Below are 14,458 nucleotides of genomic sequence, written 5' to 3'. Positions count from 1 at the left end.
TCGGGTGGTTTTTCGGGCTCGGAACGCAATCTCCCAGTAAAAGCTGACAACCGCCGTCAGGATTACTGGGATTCTTGGGACATGAAGGCCGACCGCCTGCTCTCGATCCTCCTGCTGCTCCAGACCCGCGGCCGGGTGCCCGCCACCGAGCTCGCCGAGCGGCTGGAGGTGTCCGTCCGCACCATCTACCGCGACGTCGACTCGCTCTCCGCCGCCGGGGTCCCGGTGTTCACCGAGCGCGGCCGGCACGGCGGCATCGGCCTGCTGCCCGGCTACCGCACCGATGTCACCGGTCTGACCGCGGACGAGGCCAGGGCGCTGTTCGTGCTCTCCGCGCAGGGCGCGCACAGCGACCTCGGACTGGAGGGCGCGCTCGGTTCGGCGCTGCGCAAGGTGATGGCGGCGCTGCCGGCCCCGCACCGGCCGGTCGCCGAGCGGGTCAGCGAGCGGATCCTGGTCGACCCGGCCCGGTGGATGCAGACCCCGGCGGCCACCGGGCCGGACCTGGGGGAGCTGCAGTACGCGGTCTTCGCGGACCGGCGGCTGCGGCTGCGCTACCGGCACGGCGGCGCGTCCGCGTCGGTGGAGTACACCGTCGACCCGTACGGGCTGGTGAGCAAGGCCTCCGTCTGGTACCTGGTGGCCGACCTGCACGGCGAGCCGAGGCTGTTCCGGGCCGACCGGGTGCTGGCCGCCGACACCACCGAGGAGGCGGTGCGGCGCCGGGCCGGGGTCGGGCTCGGCGACGTCTGGTCGGTGCTGCGCGAGCAGGTGGAGCGGCTGCCGAAGGACGTGCGGGCACGGGTGCGGGTCCGGCGCGGACGGCTGGACATGTTCCTGCGCATCCACGGCGGCCGGGTGACCGCGCCGCCGCCGGAGTCGGGTGCCGGGCCGGCCGAGGAGTGGGTCGAGGTGTCGATGGCCTTCCCGGCCCTGGCGGCGGTCCGGACGCTGCTGGCCTTCGGGGCGGAGGCCGAGGTGCTGACCCCGCCGGCCGCCCGGCGCGAACTGGCCCGGGCGGCGGCGGAGGCCCTGCGGGTGTACCAGGGCGAGCCGGCCTGAGGGCACGGGCCGGTCCGGTGGGCCTCAGGAGCCCGGGTTGGCCCGGATCACGTCCTGGTAGCGGCCGAGCGAGATCGCCGCGAAGTTGCGCAGGCTGTCGGTGCCCTCGGTGAGGTAGCCGTTGTGGCCCGAGGCGCGGGCCGAGGAGATCTGTTCGGAGCCGAAGCCGCTCGCCGTCGGGTCGGCGCCGTGGCCGAGCCCGCCGACCTCCAGGAACGGCACGTTGCCGATCCAGTCGCTGGGGTTGCGGGTGGCCCAGACGTGCACGCCGGCGCCCAGTTCGGTGGTGCTCTGCACGCCCATGCCGGGGCTGCCGAAGACCACCAGGTCGGTGATGCCGGAGGTGTCGGACGGCGAGGAGGCCGCGCGCGGGATGTCGGGGGCGGCGGTGCCGCAGACCACCGAGCCGTACGAGTGGCAGAACAGCGACGGCGGCGCGTCCGGCCGGCTGGTCTCCCTGAGCCCGGCGAGCAGCCGCTCCAGCCGGGGGGCGGCGACGTCGGCGAGCCGGGAGGTGGCGGCGTCCGGGCCGAGGCCGGAGGGGGTGACGTAGCCGGTCCAGGAGATCACGGCGGTCCGGGTGTTCGGGGCCTGGCGCTGCTGCTCGGCGTAGAGGGCGCGGGCCATGCCGGCCGGGGAGCGCAGCGGGTCGGCGGCCTGGTCGAAGTGGCCGAGGTCGGCGTCCGAGCCGGGGACGACCACGGAGACCCGCTCGGCGTCGGCGAGGTCGCCCCACACCTCGGTGACCAGGCCGCGCCCGCGCGGGTCGAAGGCCAGGATCTGCCGGTCGGGGGCGAGCAGGTGCTCGACGTCGTTGGCGCGGGAGACGGCCAGCGCGCGGGTGTCGGAGTCCAGCGAGCGGTCGGCGGCGCGGGCCCGGGCCCGGTCGCGCTCGCCCTCCAGGGCGATCCTGTTGGCGCGGTAGCGCAGGTCCAGCGGGGCGCCGTCGTAGTTGCCGACGACCAGCGGGTACTCCTGGATCAGCCGGTCGAGCTCGGTGGGGGCGAGCGAGGCGAAGAAGCGCGCGGCGGCGGCCGGGGTGGTGGTGGCCGGGTCGGGCAGGGAGCGGCCGAAGGAGTGGTCCTGCACCCAGGCGGCGCTGCCGGCCGGAGGCGTGGAGATCGCCAGCTGTTCGGAGGAGACCGCGGCCGCGGCGGCGGAGGCTCCGGCGTCGGCGAGCACCGCGCAGCCGGCGAACGCCCCGATCAGTACCCGCTTCCAGCGTCGACGGTTGCGCACCGCACCAACTCCCTTGGGTCCGTCACCGTTTCGCGGGCGGCGCCCGGAGGGTGCGATAGCTCTGCTGACTTCCCTGCGCAAGCCTAGGGCGCCCGGAGGGGTGACGGGAACGCCTAAACTGTGGGATGGATCACATGAACCAGGGGTGTCCTGACGGCGTCCGGGAACGGCCGGGCGGGGGACCTCAAGCGGAGTGCCGGGCGTCGAATTCGCGGACCAGCCGCTTGGGCGCGGTCCGGCGCCAGGCCTCGGTGAGCAGGTCGAGCAGCTCCTCCCGGTCCACCAGGTCCAGCCGGACGCTCACCCAGCCGTGCCGTCCGACGTACGGCGCGGAGGAGAACACCTCGGGCTCGGCGGCCAGCAGTTCGGCCTGGTCCTCGGGGGACGCCTTGACGGTGACCCGGTCCCCGTCGGGCGCGCCCATCGCGAAGATCCGGCCGCGGACCCGCAGCGTCTCGATGTCCCAGGTGGGCTCCTGGGCGGCCTCCGGCAGGTCCATCGCCATCGTGCGGAACTGGTCGAACGTCACCATGACGGCAGCGTATCGACAGCGCACCCGAGGGCGCGGACCGATAGGCCCGCGCCCCCTCGATGTGCCGAACACCGGCGCGCGTCACACCACGCCCAGCGCGTACGCCGCGAACAGCGCCGCGGCGGCCCCGGCCAGCGCCTTGCCGCCCCGGGAGAGGGCCGTCCACGGGCCGTCGAACCGGCGGGTGAACCAGCCGACCGCCACCAGCGCCGCGCCGAACAGCGGCAGCAGCGCCAGCCGGGCGGCCACCCAGCCGAGCGAGTCCGGCGCGGTGGTCAGCCCCGGGACGGCGCCCAGGCCGGCCGCGCCGGGCACCGCGACGGCGAGCATCGCGCTCTGGTGCCAGCAGAAGACCGTCATCGCCGACAGGTTGACCACCACGACCGGCAGCCACAGCAGCGGACGGCGGGTCAGCAGCCGGCCCAGCCGCTCCCGCAGCAGTACCGCGGCGCCGCACTGGAACGCGGCCAGGGCGAGCACCAGCAGGGACGGCGGGTGCGAGTTGGTGCGCGCCTCCCCGGGCACGCCGACCATGCTGGCCGGGTAGTGGAAGACCAGCAGCAGCGCGGCGAACAGCGCGCCGCCGCCGAGCAGCAGCACCCGGGCGGCCGGACGGCGGAGCCGGCCCTGGGCCCAGAGCACGCCCAGCTGGTAGCCGAACAGCCAGCCCGGCAGGATGTTCAGCAGCGCGACCCAGGACGGCACCGCCGCGGCCCACGGCCCGTACCGCAGCAGGTCGACGACGGCGACGCAGAGCACCGGCAGGCCCGCCGACCAGCCGCCCAGCCGGCGCCCGGCGGCCACGCAGAGCGGGGTGAGCGCCGTCAGCCCCAGGTAGACCCCGATGTACCAGAGCGGCTGCACCACCAGCGTCGCGCCGGTGCGCACGGTGTCCGCGGGGACGCCGAGCGCGGGCAGCAGCGGGATCAGCGCCGCCCAGACCGCCGCCACCCCGAGCACCGGGCGCAGCAGCCGGACGGCACGGGCCCGCAGCCAGCCGCCGGGGGTGACGCCCCTCTCCCGGGCCCGCTCCAGCGAGCGGACCGAGGAGTGGCCGCCGACCAGGAAGAACACCCCGAGCATCTGGAGCACCCAGCTGAGCGGGGCGAAGCCGCCGAGGTGGGAGAGCGGGCTCGCGTTGTGCAGGGCGCCGTCGGGGGAGCGGGTGAAGCCGCCGAGCATCCAGTGGCCGAGCGGCACCGCGAGCAGGGCGAGGGCGCGCAGCCCGTCCAGGGCGCGGTCGCGGTCGGCCGGGGTCTTCGCGTCGACCCGGGCGGCGGCGCGGCGCAGCGCGCTCGGCGGACGGGTGGCCGGGGTCGCGGCGCTCGGCGGCCGGGTGGTCAGGGTGTCGGCCATGGTGGTGCTCCTTCCGGTGCGGGGCGGGTCAGCCGCGGCCGAGCGCGACGGCGGCGTAGGCGGCGAGGGAGGCGGTGCCGGGGGCGAAGTAGCCGGTGTGGCCGTGGGCGCCGGTGGCGGGCAGCGGGTGGGCGCCGAAGCCGGGACCGGTCGGGTCGGCGCCGTGGCCGAGGCCGAGCAGCCGGACGTTCGGCACGTCGCCGATCCAGTCCGAGCCGTTGCGGGCGGTGGCCCAGAGCGGGACGCCCGGGTCGAGGTCGGCGGCGGAGTCGACGCCCATGCCGGGCGAGCCGAGCACCACCATCCCGGAGGCCTGTGCGGGGGTGGGGCGGGCCAGGCCGCAGACCACCGAGCCGTAGCTGTGGCAGAACACCGTGGGCGGGGGCTGCGGGGTGCTGACGGCCAGTCCGTCGAGCAGCCGGGCGAGGCGGGGGGCGCCGGCCCGGGCCAGGTCCTCGGTGGCGGCGTCCGGGCCCAGGCCGAGCGGGGTGGTGTAGCCGGCCCAGGCGATCACGGCGGTCTGCCGGCCGGTGGCGTCCAGCAGGGCGCGGGCCATCCCGGCGGGGGTGCCGTACGGGTCGGAGGCGCGGTCGAAGCGGAGCAGGTCGATGTCCGAGCCGGGGACGATCACGGCGGTGCGGCGGGCGGTGGCGAGGTCGCCGAACACCTCGGCGACCTGGCCGCGGCCGCGCGGGTCGAAGGCGAGGACGTGCCGGCCGCCGTCCAGCAGGGCGCGGTAACGCTCGGCGCGGGTGCGGGCGGCCTCGTGGTCCTGCGGGGTGAGGGCGGGGTCGGCGGCCCGGGCGAGTTCGCGGGTGCGTTCGGCGGCGAGGGCCAGGGCGTTGGCCCGGTACCGGAGCGGGACCGGGGCGCCGTCCAGGTTGCCGACCACCAGCGGGTGCCGGGCGGTCAGGGCGTCCTGTCGGGCCGGGCTCAACCCGGCGAAGAACGCGGCGACTTCGGCCGGTGCGGCGGTGGCCGGGTCGGGCGGCCGCGGGCCGGGCGAGGTGTCGGCCGTCCAGTCGGCGCTGCCGGGCGGCGGGCCGGTGACGGCGGTCTGGGTGTCGGCGGCCCAGCCGCCCGCGCCCAGTACGGCCGCCAGCGCCACGGCGGTGGCGGCGACCGCCCGCCCGAACCGGAACCTGCGCATCGTCCTGCTCCCCTGGTCGGTTCGGCAGCCGCCCCGGTGCGGCTGCCGATGGAGGAGAAGGTAGGAACGCGACGGCCCCGCGGACATCACACCGCGGGGCCAACTCCCGGGTGCTACCGGGGTATCAGCGGGTTCACCGCCCGGGGGTCACCAGCCCGGACTCGTAGGCCAGCACCACCGCCTGGGCGCGGTCGCGCAGGCCGAGCTTGGCGAGGATGCGGCCGATGTGGGTCTTGACGGTCTGTTCGGCGAGCACCAGGTCCGCGGCTATCTCCTGGTTGGACAGACCGCGGGCGATCAGCTCCAGTACCTCGGTCTCGCGCGGGGTCAGGCCGTTGAGGCGCGTCTCGGGGGCGCGGCGCCTGGCCGGGCGGGTGCGGGCGAAGTCCTCGATCAGCCGGCGGGTCACCGAGGGGGCGAGCAGCGCCTCGCCGGCCGCGACCACCCGGACCGCGGCGATCAGGTCGGCGGGCGGGGCGTCCTTGAGCAGGAAGCCGCTGGCCCCGGCGCGCAGCGCCTCGTACACGTAGTCGTCCACGTCGAAGGTGGTCAGCATCAGCACCTTGGGCCGGTGGGCGCCCGGCACCGGAGGGTCGAGCAGTCGCCGGGCCGCCTCCAGGCCGTCCATGACGGGCATCCGGACGTCCATCAGCACCACGTCCGGGTGGGTGCGGCCGTTGACCTCCAGGGCCTGGGCGCCGTCCGCCGCGTCCCCGACCACGTCGATGTCGCTCTGGGCGTCGAGCAGGGCCGCGAAGCCCGCGCGCACCATGGCCTGGTCGTCGACGATGATCACGCGGATGGTCATGTGGTGCGCTCCCGGGGGGTGTCGCGGCGGTCGAGGGGTAGGGCGGCGGCCACCGTGAAGCCGCCGTCCGGCAGCGGGCCGGTGTCCAGCCTGCCATCGACCAGCCGGACGCGTTCGCGCATTCCGACCAGTCCCTGTCCGGTGCCTTCGGCCGAGGCCTCCAGGGACTCGGTGCGTTCCGGCGGCGGCGAGTTGACCACCGTCACCAGCAGCACCGGGCCGTCGGTGGCCAGCGACACCCAGGTCCGCGCGCCGGGGGCGTGCCGCACCACGTTGGCCAGCGCCTCCTGCACGATCCGGTACGCGGAGAGGCTGACGGCCTGCGGCACCCGGTCCACCACGCCCGGCTCCACCGTCAGCTCGGCCGGCACCCCGGCCCGGCCCACCGTCTCGACCAGCTGGGCGAGTTGGCCGACCCCGGGCTGGGGGGCCTTCTCCCCGCCGGACTCCTCGCTGCGCAGCACGCCGAGCAGCCGGCGCATCTCGGCGAGCGACTCGCGGGCGGTGCCGGCGATCGCGGCGAACTCCTCGGCGGCCTCGGCCGGCACCTCGGGCATCCGGTACGGCGCGCTGGCGGCCTGCACCGCGATCACCGACATGTGGTGCGCCACCACGTCGTGCAACTCCCGTGCGATCCGGGCGCGTTCCTCCAGCAGGGTGCGCCGTTCGCGCTCGACCTCGCTGATGTGCTCCTGCTCGGTGAGCAGCCGGCGGGCCTCGGCGCGGTCCCGGACGGTCCAGCCGAGCAGCAGGGCGCCGCCGCTGAGCGCGATCAGCAGCATGGTGGAGCCGTCGCCGGAGTGGGGCAGGCCCAGCGTGGTGGTGAGCGCGGTGAGCAGGACGGTGGCGACCCAGGCCGAGAGCAGGGTGGCCCGGCTCTCCCGCAGCGCGAGGGCGAGCATCAGGACGACGTACGCGATGATCATCGGCGCCGTCCACGGCCAACTGCCCATGACCTGGGTGTGGCGGGCCGTGATGGCGCCGGTGGTGACCAGGGTGGCGGCGCTGATCCACCAGGCGGCGAGCGGCCGGGTGATGGCGAGGAGCAGCGGTGTGGTCTGGGCGACGGTCAGCGCGCCGGCCACCGGCAGCGCCATGTCGTAGAAGCCGACCAGGTTGGCGATCCCGGTGGGGATCAGCGCGATCTGGAGGATGACGGCGACGACGTACGGGAGCGGGCGCACCCAGCGTCGGCGGGAGTTCCCGAGCAGCGGGGTGTCGTCCTCGCTCGGGGTGGTCAGGTGGTGCCGCAGGGCGCGCAGCACGGACCTGGGGCTGTGGGCTCCGGCGGGTGTGTTCATCCGGGTCAGCCTAGGAAGGGCGGGCCCGCCGGGCGTCGCACCGGAGTTCTGACTTCCGTGTCATACCCGGGTATCGGGGTGATACCCGGGTATGACACGGGAGTGCTGTCGGGGGCCGGTGTGGGCGGGTGTGGGCGGGTGTCTCAGGCGGGGTCGCGCCAGTGGCCGGCCAGGGCCGGGCCCAGGTGGTCGAAGTAGCGCTCGATCACGGTGACCATGCCCTCGGGGCCGGCCGGCAGGTGTTCGGCGCTCCAGGCCAGGTGGGCGGAGCGCAGCAGGCTGCCGAAGACGGCGGCGAGAACGGCCGGGCGCAGGTCCTCGGCCGGGTCCAGGCCCTCGCGTTCGGCGAGCACCCCGACCACCAGCCGCTCCTGGTCGGCGACCCGGCGCAGGTGGGCGGCGAGCAGCGGGGGCGTCTCCTCGATGATCCGCATGAGTTCGAGGGCGCTGTGGATCGAACCCGGGCCGGAGGGCACCTGGCTGCCGAGGTCGAGCCAGGCCTTGACGATCGAGGCGCGCAGGGCCTGGAGCGGGGTCTCCTCGGCCGGCCGGTGGCGCAGGCACTCGATGAAGTAGTCCTCGGCCTCGGCCATCACGGCGAGCGCGACCTCGTCCTTGTTGGCGAAGTAGCGGAAGAAGGTGCGCTGGGAGACGTCGACGGCGGAGGCGATCTCGTCGACGGTCGTGCGGGCGAAGCCCTGGCTGAGGAAGAGCACGTGGGCGGCCTGGACCAGGGCGTCCCGGGTCTGCTGCTTCTTGCGCTCGCGCAGGCCGGGCACGCGCCCGGGGCCGTCCGGGCCGTCGGTGGTGCGGGGGGTGTGAGCGGCCATGGCGGGGGCCCTCCGGAGCACTGGGTGGGGCAGGTGGGAGAGCCCGATCTTAGCGCTCTGACAAATGTCAGCAATGGCCAGAAGTCACTGTTTGCCTATTGTCAGTAACTGACATAATCTCCCGAGGTGGCGCCCGTCGGGCCGGGGCACCTGTGGGGACGGGTGGGCCGGGGCGCCGCGGACCTGTCCTGCTACCAGCCATGCCCCCGGAGGGCCCAGATGAGTCAGTCCGTCGTGAAGAACTCCGAGGCGGACGCACCGCCGAATCCACCGTCGGGGGGCGGCCTCAAGGGGCACCCCTGGCTGACGCTGCTGACCGTCGCGGTCGGCGTCATGATGGTCGCGCTGGACGGCACGATCGTGGCCATCGCCAACCCGGTGATCCAGGAGAAGCTGAAGGCCGCCCCCTCCCAGATCCAGTGGGTCACCAGCGGCTACCTGCTGGCGCTGGCGGTCTTCCTGATCACCGCGGGCAAGATCGGTGACCGCTTCGGCCACAAGTCGACCTTCCTGGTCGGCGCGGTGGGCTTCGCCGCCACCTCGGCCGCGATCGGCTTCGCCGGCAACATCCAGACCGTGATCGCCTTCCGGGTGCTCCAGGGCCTGTTCGGCGCGCTGCTCCAGCCGGCCGCGCTCGGCCTGCTGCGCGGGGCGTTCCCGGTCGAGCGGCTCAACATGGCGATCGGCATCTGGGGCGGCGTGATCGGCGCCTCGACCGCGGCCGGCCCGATCGTCGGCGGTCTGCTGGTCGAGCACGTCAACTGGGAGTCGGTGTTCTTCATCAACATCCCGGTCGGCCTGATCGCGGTGGCGCTGGGCCTGTGGATACTCAAGGACGTCCGGACCGAGAACGCCGCCAAGTCCTTCGACGTGCCCGGCATCGCGCTGCTGTCGGTGGGGATGTTCGCCCTGGTCTTCGGCATCATCAAGGCCCCCGAGTGGGGCTGGGGCGACGCGCGGACGCTGCTGTGCCTGGGCGGCGCCGTGGTCCTCATGGTGCTGTTCGCGTTCTGGCAGGGCAAGGCCCGCGAGCCGCTGATCCCGCTGAGCCTCTTCCGCTCGGTGCCGCTGTCGGCGGGCGTGCTGCTGATGGTGCTGATGGCCTTCGCGTTCTTCGGCGCGATCTTCTTCGTGACCTTCTACCTCCAGAACGTGCACGGGATGAAGCCGGTCGAGGCCGGCGTCCACCTGCTGCCGATGACCGGCATGATGATCATCGGATCCCCGGTGGCCGGCATCGCGATCGGCAAGCTGGGCCCGCGCATCCCGATCGTCACCGGCATGCTGATCACCACCGTCGCGATGTTCGGCATGTCCACCCTGGACGCCGGCTCCGGCAACGGCGTGATGTCGCTCTGGTTCGTCCTGATGGGCCTCGGGATCAGCCCGGTCATCGTCGGCGCCACCGAGGTGATCGTCGGCAACGCCCCGATGGAGCTGTCCGGCGTGGCCGGCGGCCTCCAGCAGGCCGCGATGCAGGTCGGCGGCAGCCTCGGCACCGCGGTGCTGGGCGCGCTGATGGCCGCCAAGGTCGGCGACGTGCTGCCCGGCAACTGGGCCAAGGCCGGCCTGCCGCCCGTCGAGGGCCAGGCGGCCGACGGCCTCAAGCAGGCCGCCCAGCTCGGCATCGTCCCGCCGGCCCCGGCCGGCACCCCGCAGCAGGTGGTGGACGGGATGGCCACCGCCGTCCACGACTCCTTCGTCAGCGGCATGTCGCTCGCCTTCGCGGTCGCCTCCGTGGTGGCCTTCGCCGCCGCCGTGCTCGGGCTGTTCGCCCGCCGCGGCGCCAACGACGCGGGCCCGGCCGTGCACATCTGACACCCGGTACGCCACGGCCCCGGACCTCTTCGGAGGGGTCCGGGGCCGTCGTGCCGCCGAGGGGCGGTCAGACCCGGGTGAGGGCCACCAAAGGCACCGTGCGGGCCGGGGTGCGGAAGCCGGCGAACTGGGGCTGGGCGGCGATCTGGCGGGCCCAGAGCGCGTCGTGCTCGGCCGGGTCGACCGGGGCCGCCAGGGCCGGGTAGCGCTCGGTGCCGACCTCGACGGTCACCTCCGGGTGGGCCACCAGGTTGCGGTACCACGCCGGATCCCGCTCGCTGCCGCCGTTGGAGGCGAAGACCACCAGCCGCCCGCCGTCCGCGAGGTGGACCAGGGGAGTGGTGCGCGGCTCGCCGCTGCGCGCGCCGACCACGGTGAGCAGCAGCAGCGGCATCCCCGCGAGCTCACCGCCGACCGTGCCCCCGTCCGCCCGGAACCCGGCGATCACCCGACGGTTGAACTCGCCCGCGCCGTCGGCGGGTTCGGGGTGCCGCCCGGCGGAACCGGACCTCGTCTCGTTCGTCATGCCGGCGAGCGTAGGCCTTCTCACCGGTGTGAAGGCCAACTCCGACACGCGCCGAAGGGCCGGACCCCGGGAGTCCGGCCCTTCGGTGACTACGGGCTGATCAGGCGTCGCCGCCGGCGGCACCCGGGTCGGCCGCGGCCACGTCCAGCAGCTGGTAGCGGTCGATCGCGTCCTTCAGCGCCGAGCGGTCGATCTTGCCCTGCTTCGCGAGCTCGGTGAGCACCGCCAGGACGACCGACTGCGCGTCGATGTGGAAGAAGCGACGGGCCGCGCCACGGGTGTCGGCGAAGCCGAAGCCGTCGGCGCCCAGCGACTGGTACTGGCCCGGCACCCAGCGGGAGATCTGGTCCGGCACGGCGCGCATCCAGTCGGACACCGCGACGACCGGGCCCTCGGCACCCTGGAGCTTCTGGGTGACGTACGGCACGCGCTGCTGCTCCTCGGGGTGCAGCAGGTTGAACTCCTCGGCCTCCACCGCGTCGCGGCGCAGCTCGTTCCAGGAGGTCGCGGACCAGACGTCGGCCTTGACGTTCCACTCCTCGGCGAGGATGCGCTGGGCCTCCAGGGCCCACGGCACCGCCACGCCGGAGGCGAGGATCTGGGCCGGGATCTGGCCGGCGGTGCCCGGCGCGTACTTGTGCAGACCCTTGAGGATGCCCTCGACGTCCACGTTCTCGGGCTCGGCCGGCATCTTGATCGGCTCGTTGTAGACGGTCATGTAGTAGAACACGTCCTCGCCGTGCGGGTGTTCGGCGCTGGAGCCGTACATCCGCCGCAGACCGTCCTGGACGATGTGCGCGATCTCGAAGCCGTACGCCGGGTCGTACGCGACGACGCCGGGGTTGGTCGAGGCCAGCAGCTGCGAGTGGCCGTCGGCGTGCTGGAGGCCCTCACCGGTCAGCGTGGTGCGGCCGGCGGTGGCGCCGATCACGAAGCCGCGGGCCAGCTGGTCGGCCATCTGCCAGAACTGGTCGCCGGTGCGCTGGAACCCGAACATCGAGTAGAAGACGTACACCGGGATCAGCGGCTCGCCGTGGGTGGCGTAGGACGAGCCGGCGGCGATCAGCGAGGCGGTGCAGCCGGCCTCGGAGATGCCGTCGTGCAGCATCTGGCCCTTCGGCGACTCCTTGTAGGCCAGGAGCAGGTCCCGGTCGACCGACTCGTAGGTCTGGCCGAGCGGGTTGTAGATCTTCGCCGACGGGAACAGCGAGTCCATGCCGAAGGTGCGGTACTCGTCGGGCGCGATCGGCACGAAGCGGTTGCCGATGCCCTTGTCCCGCATGAGGTCCTTGAGCACCCGGACGAACGCCATGGTGGTGGCGATGGTCTGGTTGCCCGACCCCTTCTTGACCGCCTTGTACGCGTCGTCGCCGGGCAGCTCCAGCTTCCGCGGGCGCACCTTGCGGGTCGGCACGTAGCCGCCCAGCTCGCTGCGGCGGTCGTGCATGTACTGGATCTCTTCGGAGTCGCGGCCCGGGTGGTAGTAGGGCGGGTAGCCCTCGTCGAGCTGCTTGTCGGTGATCGGCAGGTGCAGCCGGTCGCGGAAGCGCTTCAGGTCCTCGACCGTCAGCTTCTTCATCTGGTGGGTGGCGTTGCGGCCCTCGAAGTTGGGGCCCAGCGTCCAGCCCTTGACCGTCTGGGCGAGGATGACCGTCGGCTGGCCCTTGTGCTCGCGGGCGGCCTTGAACGCGGCGTAGACCTTCTTGTGGTCGTGGCCGCCGCGACCCAGGTGCTGGATCTGGTGGTCGGTCATGTTCTCGACCATGGCGCGCAGACGCAGGTCGCTGCCGAAGAAGTGCTCGCGGATGTAGTCGCCGGTCTCGGTGGCGTACGTCTGGAACTGGCCGTCCGGCGTGGTGTTCATCTTGTTCACCAGGACGCCGTCGCGGTCCTGCGCGAGCAGCGGGTCCCAGCTGCGGTCCCAGATGAGCTTGATCACGTTCCAGCCGGCGCCCCGGAACTGGGACTCCAGCTCCTGGATGATCTTGCCGTTGCCGCGGACCGGGCCGTCCAGGCGCTGCAGGTTGCAGTTGACCACGAAGGTCAGGTTGTCCAGGCCCTCACGGGCGGCCAGGGACAGCTGGCCGAGCGACTCCGGCTCGTCCATCTCGCCGTCGCCGAGGAAGGCGTAGACCTGCGAGTCGGAGGTGTCCTTGATGCCGCGGTGCTCCAGGTACCGGTTCATCCGGGCCTGGTAGATCGCGCCGAGCGGGCCGAGGCCCATCGAGACGGTCGGGAACTCCCAGAAGTCCGGCATCAGCCGCGGGTGCGGGTAGCTGGACAGGCCGTACGGGGCCTTCGACTTCTCCTGGCGGAACGCGTCCAGCTGCTGCTCGGACAGTCGGTCCAGCAGGAAGGCGCGGGCGTAGATGCCGGGGGAGGCGTGGCCCTGGAAGAAGACCTGGTCGCCCGACTCGCCGTCGGCGTCCTTGCCGCGGAAGAAGTAGTTGAAGCCGACGTCGTACAGCGACGCGGAGGAGGCGAAGGTGGCGATGTGGCCACCGACGCCGATGCCCGGGCGCTGCGCCCGGGAGACCATGACGGCCGCGTTCCAACGGGTCGCGTTGAGGATCTTCCGCTCGATCTCCTCGTTGCCGGGGAAGAACGGTTCGTCCTTGGTCGCGATGGTGTTGACGTAGTCCGTGCTGCGCATCTCGGGCACGGCGACACGCTTCTCGCGGGCGCGCTCGATCAGCCGCAGCATCAGGTAACGGGCACGCTCACGCCCCCGCTCGTCGATGGCCGCATCGAGCGACTCCAGCCATTCCGCGGTCTCCTCGGGATCGAAGTCCGGGACCTGACTCGGAAGGCCGCCAATGATGATCGGGTTGCGATCGGATCCGGAAGCCACGCTGTTCCTTCACTGTCGGTCGAAACTGAGGTGTGTCGCGCCGCCTCCATCGTGCTACCGCGCTCGGAGATCCGTCATCTCTACCGATCGGTAACCGTTCCGCTTGGTGGGCGGTCCGGTCTGGTGGCGCGCGGTGAGGACGTCTGCCGTCCGCTCCGCACACCCCCGGGTGTTACGAAAAGAGGTGGTCCGACCTGGTTCCCGTCCGCCCGATGGCGGGCGGTCGGGGTGAGGGCCAACAGGAGACTCTACGCCCGCGTACGCGCGGACCCGAATGCCGTTCGCATCTCGGGCACGCGTACGCCCTGTGGGCCGGGACCACCCGAAGCATCCTTGGACCACACAGAGAAGGGCAAATCGGTGTGATTCGCGCCACCTCGAACGGCGTGTCCCGGTGCGACACGTCAACCTTTGGAGGGGATCGGGGGTCGGGTACTTGCGCGAACCGCCGCGCCCGTGTGGACTACGGCCACAGCCTCGGCATGGACGCCGAGCCGAATACTGGAGGTTATTCCCGTGAGCGCGACCGCGGACCCCGCGGACAAGTCCAACCCGGCGACCCGTCTCGGCTTCGAAGAAGGCCAGATCATCCAGGAGCTGGGGTACGACGAAGACACTGACCAGGAGCTCCGCGAGCGCATCGAGGAGCTCACGGGGACGGATCTCGTCGACGAGGACTACGACGACGTCGCCGACGCCGTCCTGCTGTGGCACCGCGACGACGACGGGGACCTCACCGACGCCCTCGTCGACGCGCTGGAGTACCTCGCTGAGGGCGGCCTGATCTGGCTGATGACGCCCAAGACCGGGCGGGACGGCCACATCGAGGCCTCCGACATCAACGACGCGGCCAAGACCGCCGGCCTGTCCCAGACCAGCTCGATCAACATCGTCAAGGACTGGGCGGCCACCCGGCTCGCGACCAAGTCCACGGCGAAGGGCGGCAAGCGCTGAGCGGCTCCTGAAGCCCCGCACCGGGCCCCGC

12 protein-coding genes are annotated in these 14,458 nt (G+C 73.2%); 3 read left to right on the top strand and 9 right to left on the bottom strand.

Annotated elements, in window-relative coordinates; translation table 11 throughout:
• Window positions 1-81 precede the first annotated feature (81 nt).
• Entirely contained in the window at window positions 82-1,062 is a 981-nt protein-coding gene (locus tag ACFRMQ_RS08885) for a helix-turn-helix transcriptional regulator (protein WP_380728480.1), read from the top strand.
• Between the two features lie 24 nt (window positions 1,063-1,086).
• Here ACFRMQ_RS08885 and ACFRMQ_RS08880 read toward each other — a convergent pair whose 3' ends face one another.
• From ACFRMQ_RS08880 to ACFRMQ_RS08850, 7 genes are all read right to left on the bottom strand, one after another.
• Window positions 1,087-2,301, bottom strand: a complete 1,215-nt coding sequence (locus ACFRMQ_RS08880; RefSeq protein ID WP_380728478.1) for an alpha/beta hydrolase — start codon at window positions 2,299-2,301, stop codon at window positions 1,087-1,089.
• A gap of 184 nt (window positions 2,302-2,485) precedes the next feature.
• Complete coding sequence (locus ACFRMQ_RS08875) at window positions 2,486-2,833, bottom strand: MmcQ/YjbR family DNA-binding protein (protein ID WP_380728475.1); 348 nt, start codon at window positions 2,831-2,833, stop codon at window positions 2,486-2,488.
• A gap of 81 nt (window positions 2,834-2,914) precedes the next feature.
• A complete protein-coding gene (locus ACFRMQ_RS08870) occupies window positions 2,915-4,189 on the bottom strand; it encodes an acyltransferase (RefSeq protein ID WP_380728473.1) in 1,275 nt (424 codons plus the stop codon).
• A gap of 28 nt (window positions 4,190-4,217) precedes the next feature.
• Window positions 4,218-5,339, bottom strand: coding sequence for an alpha/beta hydrolase (locus ACFRMQ_RS08865; RefSeq protein ID WP_380728471.1), 1,122 nt, complete (start codon window positions 5,337-5,339; stop codon window positions 4,218-4,220).
• A 133-nt stretch (window positions 5,340-5,472) separates the two neighbouring features.
• Complete coding sequence (locus ACFRMQ_RS08860; protein ID WP_380728469.1) at window positions 5,473-6,147, bottom strand: response regulator; 675 nt, start codon at window positions 6,145-6,147, stop codon at window positions 5,473-5,475.
• Window positions 6,144-7,448, bottom strand: a complete 1,305-nt coding sequence (locus tag ACFRMQ_RS08855) for a histidine kinase (RefSeq protein WP_380728467.1) — start codon at window positions 7,446-7,448, stop codon at window positions 6,144-6,146. Before ACFRMQ_RS08855 ends, ACFRMQ_RS08860 begins: the two co-directional genes overlap by 4 nt.
• A gap of 143 nt (window positions 7,449-7,591) precedes the next feature.
• On the bottom strand, window positions 7,592-8,278 hold the full coding sequence (locus ACFRMQ_RS08850; protein ID WP_380728465.1) for a TetR/AcrR family transcriptional regulator: 687 nt from the start codon (window positions 8,276-8,278) through the stop codon (window positions 7,592-7,594).
• Window positions 8,279-8,497: 219 nt separating this feature from the next.
• On the opposite strand from ACFRMQ_RS08850, the gene ACFRMQ_RS08845 reads away from it, so the two are divergent.
• Window positions 8,498-10,096, top strand: a complete 1,599-nt coding sequence (locus tag ACFRMQ_RS08845; protein ID WP_380728463.1) for an MFS transporter — start codon at window positions 8,498-8,500, stop codon at window positions 10,094-10,096.
• 67 nt (window positions 10,097-10,163) lie between these two features.
• Here the strand turns inward: ACFRMQ_RS08845 and ACFRMQ_RS08840 are convergent, their stop codons facing one another.
• Together ACFRMQ_RS08840 and aceE are read right to left on the bottom strand one after the other, a co-directional pair.
• The gene (locus tag ACFRMQ_RS08840; RefSeq protein ID WP_380728461.1) at window positions 10,164-10,622 is read right to left on the bottom strand and encodes a nitroreductase/quinone reductase family protein; all 459 of its coding nucleotides are present in this window, start codon (window positions 10,620-10,622) and stop codon (window positions 10,164-10,166) included.
• A gap of 100 nt (window positions 10,623-10,722) precedes the next feature.
• Window positions 10,723-13,473: a pyruvate dehydrogenase (acetyl-transferring), homodimeric type gene (aceE, locus tag ACFRMQ_RS08835; protein ID WP_380728459.1), complete on the bottom strand. Its 2,751-nt coding sequence runs from the start codon at window positions 13,471-13,473 to the stop codon at window positions 10,723-10,725.
• Between the two features lie 516 nt (window positions 13,474-13,989).
• On the opposite strand from aceE, the gene ACFRMQ_RS08830 reads away from it, so the two are divergent.
• Window positions 13,990-14,427 carry a DUF3052 domain-containing protein gene (locus ACFRMQ_RS08830; protein ID WP_380728457.1) on the top strand — a complete coding sequence of 146 codons (438 nt, stop codon included), beginning with the start codon at window positions 13,990-13,992 and terminating at the stop codon, window positions 14,425-14,427.
• Window positions 14,428-14,458 lie beyond the last annotated feature (31 nt).

It is taken from the genome of Kitasatospora sp. NPDC056783 (genome assembly GCF_042789895.1).
In the GTDB taxonomy this organism is placed as follows: Bacteria; Actinomycetota; Actinomycetes; order Streptomycetales; family Streptomycetaceae; genus Kitasatospora.
The sequence above is the reverse complement of the archived record's forward strand: the minus strand, read 5'-3'. Positions and strand labels throughout refer to the sequence as shown.